The following is a 19,002-nucleotide window of genomic DNA, read 5'->3' as shown; positions in this document are numbered from 1 at the left end:
GTCGAGACGGCCCCGGTCGGTGGGGCTCACATGCCCTGATAGACCGGGCCTTCGCCGCCTTGTGGCGGCACCCAGTTGATGTTCTGGTTGGGATCCTTGATGTCGCAGGTCTTGCAGTGCACGCAGTTCTGCGCGTTGATGACGAAGCGCACATCCTTGGCAGACGGATCGGCGGCGGCGTTGCCGTCCTTGTCGACCCATTCGTAAACACCGGCCGGGCAATAGCGGGTCGAAGGCCCGGCAAAGACATCATGCTCGGAACGCTTCTGCAACTCCATGTCGCCGACGATGAGATGCACCGGCTCGTTTTCCTCGTGATTGGTGTTGGACAGGAACACCGAGGACAGGCGGTCGAAGGTCAGCACGCCGTCCGCTTTGGGATAGGCGATCTTCTTGTGCTTGGCCGCGGGCTCAAGCGTGGCATAATCGGCCTTGCCATGTTTCAGCGTGCCGAAGGGCGAGAAGCCGAACAGCGTGTTCAGCCACATGTCGAGACCACCGAGGCCGACGCCGATAATGGTGCCGAAGCGCGACCAGAGCGGCTTGACGTTGCGGACCTTCTTCAAATCCTTGCCGATATCGGTCGCGCGCCAGGCGTCCTCATAAGACGACAGTTCGTCATTGGCGCGGCCGGAGCCGATCGCTTGCGCGACATGCTCGGCCGCCAGCATGCCGGACAGCACCGCATTGTGCGAACCCTTGATGCGCGGCACGTTGACGAAGCCCGCCGCACACCCCATCAGCGCGCCGCCGGGGAAGGAGAGTTTCGGCACCGACTGCCAGCCGCCTTCGGTAATGGCGCGCGCGCCATAGCCGATGCGCTTGGCGCCCTCGAAGGTGCGCGATATCGCCGGATGCGTCTTGAACCGTTGGAATTCCTCGAAGGGCGACAGCCAGGGGTTCTTGTAGTTGAGATGCAGGACGAAGCCGACCGCGACCTGGTTATCCTCGAGGTGGTAGAGGAAGGAGCCGCCGCCTGTCTTCAGGTCGAGCGGCCAGCCGAAGGAGTGCTGCACCAGGCCCGGCCGGTGGTTCTCGGGCTTGACCTGCCACAGCTCCTTGAGGCCGATGCCGTATTTGCCGGGCTCACGCCCGTCGGACAGTTTGTATTTTGCGATCAGCTGCTTGGACAGCGAACCGCGCGCGCCCTCGCCGATCAGCACGTATTTGCCCATCAGCGCCATGCCCGGCGCAAAGCCCGGGCCATGTGTGCCGTCTTTTTCGACGCCCATGTCGCCGGTGACGACGCCCGTGACGGCGCCGGCATCGTTGTAGACGAGGCTGACGGCAGCAAAGCCCGGATAGATTTCGACGCCTAGCGCTTCAGCCTTGGTTGCCAGCCAGCGGCAGACATTGCCGAGCGAGACGATGTAGTTGCCGTGATTGTTCATCAGCGGCGGCATCAGTATATTGGGCAGACGGAACGAGCCGGCGGGGCCGAGCACCAGGAAATCGTCGGCCGTAACCGGCGTCTTGAAGGGATGGCCATCTTCCTCGCGCCAGCCCGGCAACAGGCGGTCGATGCCTATTGGATCGACGACGGCGCCTGACAGAATGTGTGCACCAACCTCGCCGCCCTTTTCCAACACCACGACGGAAAGCTCGGGATTGACCTGCTTGAGACGGATCGCTGCGGCAAGGCCCGCCGGGCCGGCCCCGACGATGACCACGTCGAATTCCATGCTCTCGCGTTCGATCTCGCTCATCAACCCCTCCGCACTGGCCAACCGTTTCCGGCATTTTGCTGGCTCCTGCGCTGCATAGCGCATCAATCCGCGACAGGAAACCGGCGCTGACGTGACAATGCCGATTTCGACAAAAAGTCGCGGATGACAACTCTGCCGCAAGCGTTTTGCGCGCGGCCGCGCTCAGCGTCCCATATTTTAATTGTTCGACGGCTCTCTTATCGGCCATACTTATTTCCATGCGCACGCCGTCCGGCTATTCATTGACGCGCTTCCCCCTTCCGCCCGGCCGGACGTGCCGAGCGATCCTTCTCGCCCTTTCAATGCTTACGCCGGTTCGCGCTCAGGCCGAGCCGGTGAAGGTGTGGGCGACCGGCGCCTATTCCTTTTCCGACGAGCTTGGCGGTTTCCACATCACCGGCGCCTCGGGCACCGGCACCAAGGAAGATCCGTTGGTCATCTCCGAGGAGCTGAATTCGTCGACGCCGGTGACGCTCACCATCCGCACCACCAAACCGATCCAGCCGTTCAGCACCAACGGCGAATTCGCCAACGGCATCCTGTACATGCGTATCGAGGTGCTCAACAACAGCGGCCAGGCCTGGGTCGAATTCCAGTTCGAGCTGCAGGAGATACTCAACCAGCCGAGCGTGTTCGGCGACGGCCTGTCCTTCGACCAGCGCAACAAGACGCCCGACAACATCCTGTCGAGCGCGTACGCCGATTTCGACCGCGATTTCGAACCCTATGACCGGCTCTTGTTCAAGAGTGGACAGATCGACCCGCTGAAGAGGGGACGCTTCGAGTTTCTGATCACCGACTACACGCCGCGCTGGACGTTCTATCTGGTGCAGGATCCGCGGATACCGACGGGGTAAGCGGCAGACGCCGTGAAAATCGCCACGAAATGCCCTTCGTGATTGGCGAAAGCCGACGAGCGCGTAATCTCCCTCCTTAAGGGGGAGATTACTAACCGCCCAACCTTGCAAATCGTCTCTCGGCGGACGAATGTGCCCGGCATGACTGCCGCCTCCCCCAACAACCGATCCGACCTGGCCGAGTTGCTCGCCTTCTACGCCTCTGCCGGTGTCGACGAAGCGTTGGAGGACGCGCCGGTGAACCGGTTTGCCGGGGCAGCACCGAAGCGCCCCGAGCGCACAACGGCGCCTGCCGCGCCGCCTCGCGAAAACAAGTTTCCGGAACAAGCCGCCGCCAGCCCCGGGCTGGACGCAAGCCGGGTGCCGGACGCGCCGGCGCGTTCCGTTCCGGCCATGGCGACGGTGCCCGACGAGGCACAGGCGGCCCTGGCCCGGCAAATGGCGGCAAGTGCCTCGACGCTCGACGAACTGCGCCAGCACATGGCGTCGTTCGATGGCTGCAACCTCAAATTCACCGCCAAGAACCTGGTCTTTGCCGACGGCAATCCGGAAGGTTTGGTGATGTTGGTCGGCGAGGCGCCCGGCCGCGACGAGGATATTGAGGGCCTGCCCTTCGTCGGCCGCTCGGGCCGGCTGCTCGACCGCATGCTGGCTGCGATCGGGCTTGACCGGACTTCGGTCTATATCGCCAACGTCATTCCCTGGCGGCCACCCGGCAACCGAACGCCGACGCCGCACGAGACCGAGATCTGCCGTCCGTTCGTCGAGCGGCAGATCGAGCTGGTCAATCCGAAGGTGCTGGTCAATCTCGGTGGCCCATCAGCCAAAACCTTGCTCAACACGACCGAGGGCATCCTGCGCCTGCGCGGCAATTGGCGCGTCCACACCACGGCTTCCGGTGTCGCCATTCCGGCGATGCCGACGCTGCATCCGGCCTATCTCTTGCGGACCCCTGCGCACAAGAAGCTGGCCTGGCGGGATTTTCTCGAGGTGAAGGCGAAGTTGCGGGAGGTGGGGTGAAGCGCGCCTCTTCCTTCCACCCTTGTGGGGGAAGGTGGATCGGCGCGCAGCGCCGAGACGGATGAGGGGTGTTCCAGCGGAGTGAGACGTTGGCGTTCCCTGGAACACCCCTCATCCGACCGAGCTTCGCTCGGCCACCTTCTCCCACAGGGGGAGAAGGGAGAACCGCGCCAATGACCTCCCAGGTAATTGAAATACGCCTCTCCCCGGCCTACTCATCCCCCATGACAACAGCCCAAACCTCCGCCGGCAGCCTGATCCGCGAATGGCGCACGCGCCGGCGCATGAGCCAGCTTGATCTCGCAATGGAGGCTGAGATTTCCCAGCGTCATCTCTCCTTCGTCGAAAGCGGCCGCGCCGCGCCCTCGCGCGAGATGGTGCTGCATCTGGCCGAGCAGCTTGAGATTCCGCTGCGGCAGCGTAATCAGCTGTTGCTGGCTGCCGGCTTTGCCCCGAGCTTCAGCGAGCGGCCACTCACAGATACGACGCTGGCGCCGGCGCTTGCCGCAGTCGAGAGCGTGCTCAAAGGGCATGAGCCGTTCCCCGCCCTCGCCGTCGACCGGCACTGGAACCTGATTTCCGCCAATGCCGCCATCGGCCCGTTTCTGGCCGATGTTGCCGAGCCGTCGCTGCTCCAGCCGCCGGTCAATGTGCTGCGCCTCAGCCTGCACCCGAACGGCATCGCACCGCGCATCGTCAATCTCGCGGAATGGCGGGCGCATCTGCTGGAGCGGCTGAAACACCAGAACGATGCCGCCGGCGATCCCGTCCTGGTCGAGCTGGAGCGCGAATTGCGAACCTATCCCTCCGGGCTCAAGGGCGCGCGGCCGGTGCCGGTCGAGCCCAACGGCATCGTCCATCCGCTGCGGCTGGCGCGTGGCGACCAGGTGCTGTCCTTCATCAGCACCATCACCGTCTTCGGCACGCCGCTTGACGTGACGCTGTCGGAACTGGCGATCGAGTCTTTCTTCCCGGCCGACGAGCAGACGCGAGCGGTGCTGGTGCGGCTGGCGAAGGAACGTGCGGAAGCTAACTGAGCCAACCCCGCGGACCTCCTCACCCCTGTGGTGGCGCTGCCTTGCGCGTTCGGGTGCGTTCCAGGCCGAGTTGGCGCTCGCGCCAGATGATGAAGATGCCGGCGGCAACGACGATCACACCGCCGACGAGCGTGTTGATGGTGGCGATATCGCCAAAGGCGAAATAGCCGACGACCACGCCGAGGATCATCGAGGTGTATTCGAACGGCGCCACCACCGAAGCTTCGGCATGGCGGTACGCCGCCGTCATCAAAATCTGCGCCAGCCCGCCACAGAACCCTGCTGCGACCAGCAGACCGGCCTGCAGCGGCGTCAGCGCCTGCCAGCCGAAGGGCAGCGTAAGCAGCGCCATGACACTCGCCGTCGCCGAGAACCACAACACGATGGTCGCTGTTCGTTCAGTCTGGACAAGATTGCGCACGAGCAGGATGGCATTGGCGGAGATTGCTGCAGAAACAAGAGCAGCGATGACGCCCAGCACCTCTTGGTCGCCGAGCGCGACGCCCGACGTGAGCAGCGTCAGCTCCGGCCAGGAGATGATCAGCACGCCGACCAGACCGACCGCAACCGCGCTCCAGCGATAGACGCGAATGGCTTCGCCGAGGAATAGCGAGGAGAACACCACCACCAGCAAAGGCTGGGCATAGTTCAGCGTGATCGCTTCCGGCAGCGGCAGCCGGGTCAGCGCGAAGAAGCCGAGCCCCATGGCGCAAACGCCGACGACACCGCGCGCAATGTGGTTCAGCGGGCGTTTGGTGGCGAACGCCGTACCGAGTTTTCTCTTGAAGGCCAGGAAGACGATGATCGGGAAGATGGCGAAGAAGGAGCGGAAGAAGACGATCTGGCCGGCCGGCAAAGTGCCGGCGGCCTTGATGCAGGTTTGCATGCCGACAAAGACCGCCACCGACATGACCTTGAGCATGATCCCGGTGAGAACATTAGAGCGCCGCGCGTCGTCTTCGACGCGCAAAGGACGCTCTGACACTTTAAATCTGCGCATCGTGCTTTCCAAAAATCGACATCGATTTTTGGGCCGATGCGCGCCGGGATGATCGGACAGTTTCCCGCCCGCTTCGTCTCCAGGCCCGGCTTTCACTGTTTTGTTGCTTCCCGGATCTCCGCTGAGATGCGCGTCGAACGACGCGGTACACAGGCGCCCATGCCGAACTTCGATGTGACGACGGTCATCAAGGCCTCACGATAATGGCGGAAGGGGAACGCCCCGAAATAGGCATTGGCGCAGTTTTGTCGAGTGACCGTTTCGTGTAAAGAGCGCGCAACTTTAGATTTAATGGGCCAGGACACGTCAGCGGCTCCGATAGCGACAGGGAAACCCAAGGGAATGCGAACCGATACCGGCCAGGTCTTCAAGCTCGAAGACTACCGCCCCAACGACTTTTCCATCCCGCAAACCGGCCTCACCTTCCGCCTTTCGCCAGACGCAACGCGTGTCACCGCAGTGCTGACGATCGAACGCCGCGATGGCGCCGCCGCCTCGACGTCGCTGGTGCTGGACGGCGACGGCCTGGTGCTCAAGCGCATTGCCATCGACGGTCGCGAGCTTGCCCCGGCCGAGTATCTCGCCACGCCGGACCAGCTGACCATTTTGAGGCCGCCGCCCCGTTTCCAGCTGCTGCTCGAGACCGAGATCGCGCCGGCCAGCAATGAGGCGCTGATGGGCCTCTACCGCTCCAGCAATGTCTATTGCACGCAATGCGAGGCCGAGGGCTTTCGCCGCATCACCTATTTCCTCGACCGCCCCGACATCCTGTCGGTCTATACCGTGCGTATCGAGGCGAGGCTGGACGAAGCGCCGCTGTTGCTTTCCAACGGCAATCCGGTCGAAAGCGGCGCGCTTGCCGACGGCTGGCACTTTGCAGTCTGGGACGACCCCTTCCCCAAGCCGTCCTATCTGTTTGCGCTCGTGGCCGGCAATCTCGGCAAGGTTGCGGACAGTTTCGTCACCATGTCCGGGCGCGAGGTCGAACTCGGCATCTATGTCGAGCCAGGCAAGGAGGGGCTTGCCGGCTACGCCATGGATGCGCTGAAGCGCTCGATGCAATGGGACGAGCAGGCCTTCGGCCGCGAATACGACCTCGACGTCTTCAACATCGTCGCCGTTTCCGACTTCAACATGGGGGCCATGGAGAACAAGGGCCTCAATATCTTCAACGACAAGTATGTGCTGGCCGACCGGGAAACCGCCACCGATGCCGATTTCGCCAATATCGAGGCGATCATCGCGCATGAGTATTTCCACAACTGGACCGGCAACAGGATCACCTGCCGCGACTGGTTCCAGCTCTGCCTCAAGGAAGGGCTGACGGTCTTTCGCGACCATGAATTCTCCGCCGACCAGCGCTCGCGCGCGGTCAAGCGCATCGCCGAAGTGCGCACGCTGAGGGCGCACCAGTTCCCCGAGGACCAGGGACCGCTGGCGCATCCGGTGCGGCCGCGCCGCTACCGCGAGATCAACAATTTCTACACGGCGACGGTCTACGAAAAAGGCTCGGAAGTCGTGCGCATGATCCGCACTATCCTCGGGGCCGAGGCTTTCCGCGCCGGCATGGACCTCTATTTCGAGCGCCATGATGGCGAGGCCGCGACGATCGAGGACTTCCTGAAGGTGTTCGAGGACGCCTCCGGGCGCGACCTGTCTCAGTTCGCGCTCTGGTATCACCAGGCGGGCACCCCGAACCTGACCGTCAGTTCGACGCACAATCCGGCGACGCGCGAGTTTACCCTCGAGATCGAGCAGTCGGTGCCGCCGACACCGTCGGAGAGCCGCAAGCGCCTGATGCACATTCCGCTCGCCTTCGGCTTGGTCGGCGCCGGCGGCGAACCGGTCGCCTATGGGGGCGTCGAAGGCGCCACCGTCGAAGACGGTGTCATCCATATCCGCAAGCGCCGACATATGGTGCGCTTCTCAGGCGTCGCCGAGCGGCCGGCGGTGTCGCTCAATCGCGGCTTTTCGGCGCCGATCACGCTTTCGGTCGAGCAGAAGGCCGACGACCAGTTCTTCCTCGCCGGCCATGACAGCGATGCCTTCGCGCGCTGGCAGGCGTTCAACACGCTGCTCACCGATGCGCTGATAGCGGCCTTCCGCCAGATCCTCGGCGGCGCGAAGCCGGCTTTCACCGCCAGGCTGACCGGACTTGCCGGCAAGATCGCCGGCGACGAGACCCTGGAACCTGCCTACCGGGCGCTTGCGCTGTCACTTCCGGGCGAGGCCGACATTGCCCGCGACATCGGCACGAACATCGATCCCGACGCTATCTTTGCCGCTCGCGAGGCGTTGGCGCTGGCAATCGCGCGCGCCAATCAGCAAACGTTCACCGACCTATACGGCCGCCTCGCCGACGACGGGCCGTTCAGCCCCGACGCGGCAAGTGCGGGACGCCGCGCGCTGCGCAACATCCTGCTCGACTACCTCTCGCTGCTGCCGAAAGGTGCTGCGCTCGCCGCCCGGCATTTCGAAACCGCGACCAACATGACCGACCGCGCCGCAGCGCTGACCGTCCTTGCGCACCGCCATGACGGTTCGCCGGAGGCGATCAAGGCGCTGGCCGATTTCGAGGCGCGTTATGGCGCCGATCCGCTGGTCATGGACAAATGGTTCCAGATCCAGGCCAGCGTGCCGGGACGCCGGACAGTCGACACGGTACGCGAGCTGACTGGTCACGCAGCTTTCTCGATGGCCAATCCGAACCGGGTGCGCTCGCTGGTCGGCACATTCGCCAGCGCCAACCAGACCGGCTTCCACCGCGCCGATGGCGAAGGCTACCGGTTTTTTACCCAGACCGTACTCGAGGTTGAAAAACGCAATCCGCAAGTGGCGGCCAGGCTGGCGACAGCGCTGCGCTCGTGGCGCTCGCTGGAGCCGGGCAGGCAAGCCAAGGCCAGGGAAGCGCTGCTGGCCATCGCCGGTGCCGAGAACCTGTCGGCGGATTTGCGGGACATTGTGGAGCGAACGCTGGCCTGATCCCTCCCCCTTGAGGGGACGGTGGACAGCCGCCGAAGGCGGATGGACGGGTGGGGTCGTTGCGGCAGTGCGCGACCTCGACCAACTTCGACCGTGATTGAGAGAGTCGAGCGCTTCGCCGAGGACCCCACCCGGCCCTTCGGGCCACCCTCCCCTCAAGGGGAGGGATTTCAGCGTTATTTCAATCAATTTTTAATGTTTTTCGGCCGCGCCTCTGGACAAGGCGAATCACCTTTGATTCTTTACAGACGATTCGGATGTGCGGTGTTGCCGGATCGTCAAGCGTACGGAAATTCGGGGAGTGCCATTTATGGCCAAGGCGGACGCGTGGGGCGCGCCCGAAGGGACGGCTTTTGAGCGGCGCAAGGCGCGAGGCGACGGCCTCGCCGGCAATACGCGGCTCATCGCTGAACCAGCCTACCGGCGGCTCCTGGCTGCCGAACCCCTTCTGCGCCGTTCGATACCGGCTCTCATCATCATCTTCCTGATCGTCATCGCCGCACTGCGCGTGCTGTCGCTGATGAACGAGCGCGACGAGGCCGAGCGCGACGGCAAGGCGGTGCTAGGTCTCGCCGCCGGCCAGATGGCGAACGCAATCTCGGCCGACCCGACCGCGGCATCCAGCGGTGCAATTGATCTTCTGGAAAGCACGAGCCGCCAGGGCGCCATGGGCAGAAGCCATGTGCTTGTGATCACCGACAGCGCCTTCAAGATCATTGCCGTGTCGCCGCTGTCGACCGGCTGGCAAGGGCGATCGCTGGACAGCCTGGTGCTGGACGGCCAGCCGCTGTTCATGTTCGGCGACCGCGCCGGGGTCATGGATGTCAGCATCGGCGGCCAGGACTGGTACGCGGCGGTGAGCCTGACCCGGGACCGCAAGAACGCCGCCGCCGTGCTGGTGCCGCAGGAAGCGGCGTTCGACAACTGGCGCAAGACCGTCTCGCTCAACGTCACGCTGTTTGTGCTGACAGCCGGCGTGCTGATCATCATCCTCTACGCCTATTTCGGCCAGGCATCGCGCGCCCAGACAGCCGACCGCATCTATCTCGAAGCCCATCAGCGCATCGACATGGCGCTGGTTCGCGGTCGCTGCGGCCTGTGGGACTGGGACATGGTGCGCGGCAAGATGTACTGGTCGCGCTCGATGTACGACATGCTGGGCTACGAGCCCTGCAACTCGATGCTGTCGTTCGGCGAGGTCGACGACATCATCCACCCCGAGGACGGCGACCTGTTCGAGCTGGCCAACAAAATCGTCGAGCGCGAGATCCACCATATCGACCAGGTGTTCCGGATGCGTCACGCCGACGGCCAGTGGGTGTGGATGCGCGCCAGGGCCCAGGTGATCGACCCGGAAGCGCCTGAGATCCAGCTGATCGGCATTGCCGTCGACGTCACCGAGCAGCGGCATCTGGCGCTGCGCTCGGAGGCGGCCGACCTGCGCCTGCGGACCGCGATCGAAAACATCAACGAATCCTTCGTGCTGTGGGATGCCGCCCAGCGCCTGATCATGTGCAATTCCAAATACCAGAAGGACAACGGCCTGTCGGACCGCGACGTCATGCCGGGCGCTGCGCGCGCCGTGCTTGAAGAGCGCATGCTGGCCTTCGCCTCGGAACGGCGGCTGGCCAACACCAACGGGCCACAAGGCGGCGCGACCTTCGAGCGGCAGCTTTCCGACGGACGCTGGCTGCAGGTCAACGAACTGAGGACCCGGGACGGCGGCACGGTCTCCGTCGGCTCCGACATCACCCAGATCAAGCTGCACCAGGAAAAGCTGGTCGACAGCGAGCGCCGGCTGATGGCGACCATCCACGACCTCAGCCTTGCCCGCCGTGCCGAGGAGGAACGCGCCAAGGAACTGGTCGAACTCAACCGCGAATACATGAAGGAAACCGAGCGCGCCGAGGCCGCCAACCGGGCCAAGTCCGAGTTCCTGGCCAACATGTCGCATGAACTGCGCACGCCGCTCAACGCCATCATCGGGTTCTCCGAACTGATGGAACAGGGCCTGTTCGGGCCGTTGGGTTCGCCGCGTTACGAGGAATATGCCAACGACATCAACGGCAGCGGCAAATATCTGCTGGGCGTCATCAACGACATACTCGACATGTCGAAGATCGAGGCCGGCCAATTCTCGATGGACCGCGAGGAAATCGATCTCTGCCCGCTGATCCGCGAGACGGTGCGGGTGATCTCGCTGCAGGCGGCGGAGAAATCGATCACGGTCGAAACCCGCATCGCCGATACGATGACGCTGTTCGCCGACCGCCGGGCGATCAAGCAGATCGCCATCAATCTGCTGTCGAATGCGGTGAAGTTCACCGGCCAGGGCGGCCATATCTCGGTGCGCGCCCGCAACACGTCAGGCGCGCTGGTGCTGACCATCGAGGACAATGGCTGCGGCATTCCGAAGGAGGCACTGAGCAAGCTTGGCCGCCCCTTCGAACAGGTGCAGAACCAGTTTTCGAAGAACCACGCCGGTTCCGGCCTCGGCCTTGCCATCTCGCGCTCGCTGGCCGAGTTGCAAGGAGGAGCGCTGAAAATCCGCTCGACCGAAGGCGTCGGCACGATCGTGTCGGTGCGCATCCCGGTGAAGAAGGCGCAACCGGCGGTGAAGGCGGCGGCCTGACGGCCCGCCAATGCGAAGCGGTGCTCTCCGCTGCGTTCAAGGACTGAGTAGGCGCGGTCATGCAAGGACTCCGGCGGCTTCGCCGCCGGAGCCACAATCACCACTCACTCCATGCTGTCGTCACCACCGTCCCAGTGGCGGTGGTGGCCCATGCGGCCGTTCTTTGGTAGTTCGTTGCGCTCGATCTTGCCGTCATTGTTGCGGTCGAGCATCGCGAACACCTTTTTCTCGCGCCCGGTGATGTCGTCCGTGGTCAGCGTGCCGTCGCCCTTGCTGTCGTAGCGGGCAACGATGCGCTTGGCCATTTCCTCGAACCGCGCCTTCTCCAGCGCGTCAGCGAGCTGGGCGACTGTCAGCTTGCCGCCATTATCGGCGACCAGCTTCTTCAGCCGCGCGTTCATGGCGTCGGAAAACTGGTCGAAGCTGATGGTGCCGTTGGAATCCTTCATCGCCTTGTCGAGGCGCATCATGGTGCCCTCGCGCATTCTGGCGCTGGCATTGTTCTCGGCATAGGCGGTGGTGCCGACGGCGCCGGCAAGCGCGACGAAGGCAAGGGCAAGTCCGGTCTCATGGGTATCTCCTGTTGCATCGTCACCCCCGATGCGATCCGAAACAGCCGCCAGAGCTTCACGCCCTCACAACCGTTTCGTACGAAGCAAAAGGTCGAAATCCTTTCTGACCTTTTGCGACGTTTCCTTGAGATGTGCTTCCAGCACACCGAAATCCGGCAGGTCAGTCACCGCCAGAAGCAGATCCGACAATCCCGGCGGAACGTCATCGCGTTCGAATGCGCCGGTGAGGCAAAGCCGCGTCATCTGGGTCAGCGCCAGATAGAGCTGGTAGGCTCCGCAAAGCTGCTGCCTGACGTCGGCCTCGGCGAAATCCGGCGACAGATGCGCCAGGATTTCGCCGGTCGCGGTCACCCTGCGGCCGGCTTCGACCTGCCCGGTTATAACCGCCACCTGCGCGATGAATTCGAGGTCGATGAGGCCGCCGGAGATGAGCTTGATGTCCCAGAGATCGCGCGGCGATTTTTCCTTCTCGATCAGCGCGCGCATCTCGGATGCCTCCGCCCTCACCTTGGCGGCGTCGCGCGGCAAGGCCAGAAGTGCCGCCACCTCGGCCTCGACCTCGGCGCAAAGGGCCGCGTCGCCGCCGATGGCGCGCCCCCGGGCCAGCGCCATGTGCTCCCAGGTCCAGGCCTCCTGGCGCTGGTATTTCTTGAAGGCATCGATGTGGGTGGCCACCGGCCCCTTGTTGCCGGATGGCCGCAAGCGCAAATCGAGCTCGTAGAGAACGCCTTCGGCGGTCGGCGCCGAGACAGCCGCGATCAGCCGCTGCGTCATCCTGGTATAGTAGTGCGATGGTGCGAGCGGCTTGTCGCCGTCGGACTCGTCGGCATTCGCGTCGTGGTCGTAGAGCAGAATGAGGTCGACATCGGAGCCGGCGGTGAGCTCGCGGCTGCCGAGTTTGCCCATGCCGAGCAGCGACACGGTGCCGCCGGCGATGCGGCCATGACGCAGCGCGAATTCGGTGGTCACCGCCTGCAATGCGGCGTCGATGGTGAGGTCGGCGAGATCGGAAAAGGCGCGGCCGGCGCGCGCCGGGTCGATCGAGCCGGCGAGCAGCCTGACACCGATCAGGAATTTCTGCTCGGAGGCAAAGATGCGCAAACGGTCGAGCACGTCCTCATAAGCCCGGTCGCCTTCGATGAAAGCGGCCAACCGCGCTGAGAGATAGGCTCGGTTGGGCAGTTCGGCGAGCAGCGCCGGGTCGAGCAGACCGTCGAAGACATGCGGGCGCCTTGTGATGATTGCCGCCAGCCGAGGCGCGGCGCCCATGATCGTCGCCATTAGTTTCAGCAGGGCGGGATTCGACTGCAGCAGCGAAAACAGCTGGATGCCGGCGGGCAGGCCGGCGAGGAATTCGTCGAAGCGAACCAGCGCCTCGTCGGCCCGGCGCGTCTGGCCGAAGGCTTTGAGCAGCGCCGGCGTCAGTTCGGTCAGCCGCTCGCGCGCTTCCGCAGACTGGGTGACGCGGTAGCGGCCGAAATGCCAGCCTCGAATCACGCGGCAGATGTCGCTTGGCCGCTGGAAGCCAAGGCCGTGCAAGGTCTGCAGCGTGTCGGGATCGTCGACATCGCCGGTGAAGACCAGATTGCCGACGCCGGCCGACAATTCAGGCGCGGTCTCGAACAGGGCGGCGTAATGGCGCTCGACCTCATGCAAAGCCGCGCGAAAGGTTTCGGCAAATCTGGCGGCATCGGCAAAGCCCAGCATATGGGCGATGCGTTCCAGCCCTTCATCATCGTCGGGCAGAATATGCGTCTGCTCGTCGGCGACCATCTGGATGGCGTGTTCGACGCGGCGCAGAAACCAATATTGCTGCGTGAGCGCGTCGCGTGCATCGGCGGTGATCCAGTTGCGCGCCGCCAGCGCACCCAGCATCGGCACCGTCTCGCGGCCGCGCAGCTCCGGAAAACGGCCGCCGGCGATCAGTTGCTGGGTCTGGACGAAGAATTCGATTTCGCGAATCCCGCCGCGGCCGAGCTTGACGTTGTGTCCTTTGACCGCGATCTCGCCATGACCCTTGTGGGCATGGATCTGGCGCTTGATCGAATGAACGTCGGCGATCGCCGCATAGTCCATGTATTTGCGCCAGACATAGGGCTGCAATTCCCGCAGGAACGCATCCCCGGCATCGAGATCGCCGGCCACGGGACGCGCCTTGATCATGGCGGCGCGCTCCCAGTTCTGGCCGCGCGCCTCATAGTAGCGAAGTGCTGCCTCGACCGGGATCGCCAGCGGCGTCGAGCCTGGATCGGGACGAAGCCTCAAATCGGTGCGGAAGACATAGCCGTGCCCGGTGCGGTCCTGCAGGATGCGGACCAGCCTGCGGGTCAGGCGCGCAAACAGCTCTGTGGCGTCGAGCGGATCGACGATTGCCGGCGCATCCGGATCGAAGAAGACGACGAGGTCGATGTCGGAGGAGAAATTCAGTTCATGCGCGCCAAGCTTGCCCATGCCGAGCACGATCCAGCCGGATTGCCGTGACGGATTTTCGGGATCGGGTAATTTGAGCTTGCCTTGGCTGTGCGCCTCGCGCAGCAGGAAGTCGACCGCCGCGCAGGTGCAGGCATCGGCGAGATTGCTGAGGCGCCTTACCGTCAGCGCGGCATCGGCCTCGCCGGAGAGGTCTGCAAGTGCGATCAGGAAGTGAGCTTCACCCTTCCACTGCCTGAGTTCCATCATCAGGCTGGATTCGGAAACGGTCTCGGAAAAGGCGACCTTGCCGATCGCTTCGGCGATGGCGAGCAGCCGAGCCTCGACACTGCCATCGAACAGCGCGTCGAGGATTTGCGGCCGGCGGCGCGCGACATCGCGGAGGAAGGGCGAGAGGTCGAAGACGGCAGCGAGAAACTCCTGTGCGGCGCCCTTGCCCCCTAGGAATTTCGCCAGCCGCGGCAGGTTCTCGTCCTTGGCATCGCCAGCGATCTCCGACAGTTCACGCCGGGCGCGGGCCTCATCCAGCGGCGCGAGCTGCGCCGCCAGTTGCAGGCGCCATTCGGTCTCGATCCGTTTCGCAGCCATCCTCACCGCCATCAATGGTCCTCCCGCGCCGGGAAGCTCATGATAACGGACAATCCGGGATTGGCAGGCAGAAGTTCAAGCCGGCCATTGTGAAAAGTCATGATCGCCTTGGCGAGGCTGAGGCCAAGACCGGATCCCGGCTGCGAGCGGCTCTTTTCCAGCCGCACGAAGCGCTCGGTCGCCCTGGCGCGGTCGGCATCGTCGGGGATGCCATGGCCATTGTCGGAAACGGAAAGGCGGATTTCGTGACCGACGCGCTGCAGGGCTACGCGCACGGCAGGCTTTTCCGTCGCATCGGTCGAGTATTTGATGGCGTTGTCGACGATGTTCGACAGTGCCTGGCCGATCAGCTCGCGGTTGCCATCGACGGAAAAATTCCCGTCCGCGGCAGTTTCAAGCACCACGCTAGCCTCCTCCGCCACCGGCTCATAAAGCTCGACAACGTCATGCACCGCGGCGGCGAGATCGACCTTGCTGGTGCTCTCCGAGGAATAGCCGGCCTCCAGCCTGGAGATCATCAGGATGGCGTTGAAGGTTTTTATCAGCTGGTCGGATTCGGCGATGGTGCCTTCCAGCGCCTGCCGGTAGTCGGTGGTCTTGTGCTTGCCCGAAAGTGTGGCCTCGGCGCGGTTGCGCAGTCTGGTCAGCGGCGTCTTCAAATCATGGGCGATGTTGTCGGAGACCTGCTTCAGCCCTTCGTTCAGCGTCGCGATCCTGGCCAGCATGGTGTTGAGGTTTTCCGACAGGCGGTCGAACTCATCGCCGGCGCCGGTCACCGGCAGCCGTCCCGTGAGATCGCCGCCCATAATGCGGCGGCTTGCCTCCGAGACGCTGTCGATGCGCTTCAGCGCGGCGCGGCCGACAAGGAACCAGATCAGCAGCCCGCCCAGGCCCATCATGCCCAGCGCCAGCATCAGGGCGCGGCGGACGACGGCGCGGAAGCGCTCGGGCTCGCCGAGATCGCGACCGACAAGCATGATCATCTGGTTGGGCAGCCGCAGCACCAGCGCGATGGCGTTGTGGCCCTTCTCGCCCTCGGACTGAATTTCGGTCTCGCCGGGCTGCGCGCCGTTCGGGTCAGAAGCCTGGTTGCGCTGCCGTTCGAGCTCACCTTCGCCGAAACGGCGATAGGAGAAGGGTTCGGTCGTCCAGCCATCGGTCTCGAGCACCCCCGGCGCCAGGCTCTGCACGTTGCCGGTGAGGATCTGGCCGTTGACGTCGGCAATGAGATAGAGGTTGGCGCCGGGCTGGCGCGAGCGCTGCTCGACGACGCGCACCAGCCGCGGCAGGCCGCCGCTCTGATAGGCACGGGCGAGGCCGAGCACCTCGTCATTGATGGTCTGCTGGGTCTGGCCGGTCAGCATGCGGGCCGACAACGACGTCATGTAGAAGACCAGCAACACGGCACATAGCGCGAAAAGCAGGAAATAAAGCGCTGAAAGCCGCGCCGCCGTCGTCCTCATGATGGCCGGCAGGGAAAGGGCCATCGAGTTCTAGCTCATGATGAGATTTGGCTGAAATCTCATCATGACCTACCCCTTTGTTGGAGCATGATCTTCTCCAAAAACCGGTACCTACTTTTTGGGATCATGCTCTAGCCGCTCTTCAGCATATAGCCGGCGCCGCGAACCGTATGCAGGATCGGCTTGTCGAAACCCTTCTCGATCTTGCCACGCAGGCGCGAGACGTGAACGTCGATCACGTTGGTCTGCGGATCGAAATGATAGTCCCAGACATTTTCGAGCAGCATGGTGCGCGTCACCACCTGGCCGGCATGGCGCATCAGATATTCGAGCAGGCGGAATTCGCGCGGCTGCAGCGTGATCTCGCGCGCCGCGCGCTTGACCGAATGGGACAGCCGGTCAAGCTCGAGATCGCCGACCCGGTAGACGGTTTCGGCCTCCCTGGCGCTGGCGCGGCGGTTCAGCACCTCGACGCGGGCGAGCAATTCGGAAAAGGCATAGGGCTTGGTCAGATAGTCGTCCCCGCCGGCGCGCAGACCGGTGACGCGGTCATCGACTTCGCCCAGCGCCGACAGGATCAGCACCGGCGTGGTGTTGCCGCGCGAGCGCAGGCCGGCAATGACGGAGAGCCCGTCGCGGCGTGGCATCATGCGATCGACGACCATCACGTCATAGTCGCCGGCATCGGCCAGCGCAAAGCCGGTTTCGCCGTCGCCGGCGACATGGGCGGTGTGCCCAGCCTCGGCAAAGGCCTTCTGCATATAGTCGGCCGCCTCGCGATCGTCTTCTATGACGAGAATCTTCATAGAGCCGTTATACGCGATTTCGCCGGAAGATTGAGGGGCCGCCATGAGCGCAAAAGCTTTCGTTCAAGCATGTCGTTTTGCCAAAACCGCAGTGCACTTTTGGGCGACATGCTTCGCTGTTAGAGCGGCAGCGGGCGATGGGGGCCCGCTGCCGCCGGGGGCAGAACACGATGACTGACTAACGCGATCGGCCCCTTGCTTCCCGTGCGGCGGCTCGGGGGTGTTGAAACCGCCGCACTGGAAACTGTGTGATGTCAGCCTTTGGCGACTGGCAGCGCGACGAAGCGGTTTGAATCGTCGCGGGTGATCTGCATCAGCACCGCCTTGCGGCCGGACTTGACCGCATCGGCCATCGCCTTGGCGACGTCGTCGGTGCCGTTCACCTCCGTCGAGTTGACCGAGGTGATGACATCGCCGGGCTGGATGCCGCGGTCGGCGGCATCGCTGTCGGGATCGACATCGGTCACCACCAGGCCCTTGCCGTTTTCCGACTTGGTGACGGTGAGGCCGAGATCGGCCAGCGCGGCGGGCTTTGCCGGTGCCGCGGGCTGCTGCGGGTCGGCCGAGGCCTGCTTGTCAGTGGATGGCAACGTGCCGAGATCGACCTTGATGGTCTGGCTCTTGCCGTCGCGCCACACCGTGACGTCGACCGACTTGCCGGGTGGGTAGGCGCCGATCAGACGAGCCAGTTCCTTCGGCGATGCGACGTCCTTGCCTTCGACCTGGGTGATCACGTCACCGGCGGTGATGCCGGCCTTCTTGCCGGGGCCACCGTCCTGGGCGCCCGAAACCAGAGCCCCGTTCTGCGACTTCAGGCCCAGCGATTCGGCGATGTCCGATGTAACCGGCTGGATTTCGACGCCGAGCCAGCCACGCTGCACCGAGCCGCTCTTCATCAGATCCTGCACCACCTGCTTGGCGGTCGAGGCCGGAATGTCGAAGGCGATGCCGACGCTTCCGCCCGACGGCGAGAAGATCGCGGTGTTGATGCCGACGACCTGGCCGTTAAGGTTGAAGGTCGGGCCGCCCGAATTGCCGCGGTTGACCGAAGCGTCTATCTGGATGAAGTCATCATAGGGACCGGCGCCGATATCACGGCCACGGGCCGAGACGATGCCGGCGGTGACGGTGCCGCCGAGGCCGAACGGATTGCCGACGGCCACCACCCAGTCGCCGACGCGAACCTTGGAATCGTCGGCGAAATCGACATAGGTGAACTTGCCGACGCCATCGACCTTGAGCACCGCCAGATCGGTGCGCGGATCGGTGCCGATCAGCTTGGCGTCAAGCTCCTTGCCGTCATTCATCACCACTGTGAAGGCGGAGCCTTCCTCGACGACATGGTTGTTGGTGACGAGATAGCCGTCATCGGAGATGAAGAAGCCAGAACCCTGCGCCACCGGACGCGGCTGGTCGTTGTTATGGTCGCGGTGGCTGAAGCGACGATTGCCGCCGTCATGGCCGTTCTGATCACCAAAGCCGCGGAATTGCTTGAAGAACTGGCGCAGCTGCGGATTGTCGGGCAGGTTGTTCATGCCGTCCGGATCGTCGGACTGGTCGGAGCCGTCATCGGCGGCAGGCTCGATCTTGGCCTTGACCTTGACGCTGACCACGGCCGGCGAAACGCGCTCGACGACATCGGCAAAGCCCGGCACCTGGGGCGCTTCGACCCGCACGGCGTCGGCCAGAACGGGAGCTGTACCAGTGGCAACGGCGCCGAAACCGATGCCGCCGGCAATGGCCAGCGAAGCGGCGGCGGCCAACAGGCGTTTGCGGGTGCGGGAATATGGGTTGGGGGCGATAGTCATGGGTCTCGTATCCTCTTTTCACTGGATGCGGCTCAGGCAGAGCATCCTCGGACAAGAGAAATAGAGAGGCGCACATTACGGCGCCATTTCCGGTGCATGAA

Annotated in this window: 13 protein-coding genes; 5 read left to right on the top strand and 8 right to left on the bottom strand. The window is 64.0% G+C overall.

Annotation, left to right across the window (positions count from 1 at the left end):
- Positions 1–26: 26 nt before the first annotated feature.
- Complete coding sequence (locus NKJ80_RS04220; RefSeq protein WP_352497132.1) at positions 27–1,706, bottom strand: electron transfer flavoprotein-ubiquinone oxidoreductase; 1,680 nt, start codon at positions 1,704–1,706, stop codon at positions 27–29.
- 302 nt (positions 1,707–2,008) lie between these two features.
- Between NKJ80_RS04220 and NKJ80_RS04215 the strand changes: the two genes are divergently transcribed.
- The 3 genes from NKJ80_RS04215 to NKJ80_RS04205 all read left to right on the top strand — a co-directional run bounded on the left by NKJ80_RS04215 (position 2,009) and on the right by NKJ80_RS04205 (position 4,620).
- Positions 2,009–2,563 (top strand): hypothetical protein, encoded by a 555-nt coding sequence (locus NKJ80_RS04215; RefSeq protein ID WP_023698594.1) that lies wholly within the window; start codon positions 2,009–2,011, stop codon positions 2,561–2,563.
- A gap of 141 nt (positions 2,564–2,704) precedes the next feature.
- On the top strand, positions 2,705–3,583 hold the full coding sequence (locus NKJ80_RS04210) for a uracil-DNA glycosylase (protein WP_352497131.1): 879 nt from the start codon (positions 2,705–2,707) through the stop codon (positions 3,581–3,583).
- A 224-nt stretch (positions 3,584–3,807) separates the two neighbouring features.
- Positions 3,808–4,620 (top strand): helix-turn-helix domain-containing protein, encoded by an 813-nt coding sequence (locus tag NKJ80_RS04205; RefSeq protein WP_352497130.1) that lies wholly within the window; start codon positions 3,808–3,810, stop codon positions 4,618–4,620.
- A gap of 19 nt (positions 4,621–4,639) precedes the next feature.
- Here the strand turns inward: NKJ80_RS04205 and NKJ80_RS04200 are convergent, their stop codons facing one another.
- Positions 4,640–5,542 carry a DMT family transporter gene (locus tag NKJ80_RS04200; protein WP_352497340.1) on the bottom strand — a complete coding sequence of 301 codons (903 nt, stop codon included), beginning with the start codon at positions 5,540–5,542 and terminating at the stop codon, positions 4,640–4,642.
- 170 nt (positions 5,543–5,712) lie between these two features.
- The gene (locus tag NKJ80_RS04195) at positions 5,713–5,925 is read right to left on the bottom strand and encodes a hypothetical protein (RefSeq protein WP_155922471.1); all 213 of its coding nucleotides are present in this window, start codon (positions 5,923–5,925) and stop codon (positions 5,713–5,715) included.
- A 37-nt stretch (positions 5,926–5,962) separates the two neighbouring features.
- Here NKJ80_RS04195 and pepN point away from each other — a divergent pair, with 37 nt between their 5' ends.
- Together pepN and NKJ80_RS04185 are read left to right on the top strand one after the other, a co-directional pair.
- Positions 5,963–8,602 carry an aminopeptidase N gene (gene pepN / locus NKJ80_RS04190; RefSeq protein WP_352497129.1) on the top strand — a complete coding sequence of 880 codons (2,640 nt, stop codon included), beginning with the start codon at positions 5,963–5,965 and terminating at the stop codon, positions 8,600–8,602.
- A gap of 310 nt (positions 8,603–8,912) precedes the next feature.
- A complete protein-coding gene (locus tag NKJ80_RS04185) occupies positions 8,913–11,234 on the top strand; it encodes a PAS domain-containing sensor histidine kinase (RefSeq protein WP_352497128.1) in 2,322 nt (773 codons plus the stop codon).
- Positions 11,235–11,338: 104 nt separating this feature from the next.
- On the opposite strand, the gene NKJ80_RS04180 is transcribed toward NKJ80_RS04185, so the two are convergent.
- From NKJ80_RS04180 to NKJ80_RS04160, 5 genes are all read right to left on the bottom strand, one after another.
- Complete coding sequence (locus NKJ80_RS04180) at positions 11,339–11,704, bottom strand: EF-hand domain-containing protein (protein ID WP_352497127.1); 366 nt, start codon at positions 11,702–11,704, stop codon at positions 11,339–11,341.
- Positions 11,705–11,869: 165 nt separating this feature from the next.
- Positions 11,870–14,824, bottom strand: a complete 2,955-nt coding sequence (locus NKJ80_RS04175; protein WP_502902180.1) for a bifunctional [glutamine synthetase] adenylyltransferase/[glutamine synthetase]-adenylyl-L-tyrosine phosphorylase — start codon at positions 14,822–14,824, stop codon at positions 11,870–11,872.
- 11 nt (positions 14,825–14,835) lie between these two features.
- Positions 14,836–16,311 carry a sensor histidine kinase gene (locus tag NKJ80_RS04170; RefSeq protein ID WP_352497125.1) on the bottom strand — a complete coding sequence of 492 codons (1,476 nt, stop codon included), beginning with the start codon at positions 16,309–16,311 and terminating at the stop codon, positions 14,836–14,838.
- 107 nt (positions 16,312–16,418) lie between these two features.
- Positions 16,419–17,093: a response regulator transcription factor gene (locus NKJ80_RS04165; RefSeq protein WP_023670185.1), complete on the bottom strand. Its 675-nt coding sequence runs from the start codon at positions 17,091–17,093 to the stop codon at positions 16,419–16,421.
- Between the two features lie 254 nt (positions 17,094–17,347).
- Positions 17,348–18,901 (bottom strand): Do family serine endopeptidase, encoded by a 1,554-nt coding sequence (locus NKJ80_RS04160; protein WP_023702184.1) that lies wholly within the window; start codon positions 18,899–18,901, stop codon positions 17,348–17,350.
- Positions 18,902–19,002: the final 101 nt, after the last annotated feature.

Source organism: Mesorhizobium sp. M0030 (assembly GCF_040323695.1).
Lineage (GTDB): Bacteria > Pseudomonadota > Alphaproteobacteria > Rhizobiales > Rhizobiaceae > Mesorhizobium.
This window is presented reverse-complemented; position numbering and strand designations above follow the sequence as displayed.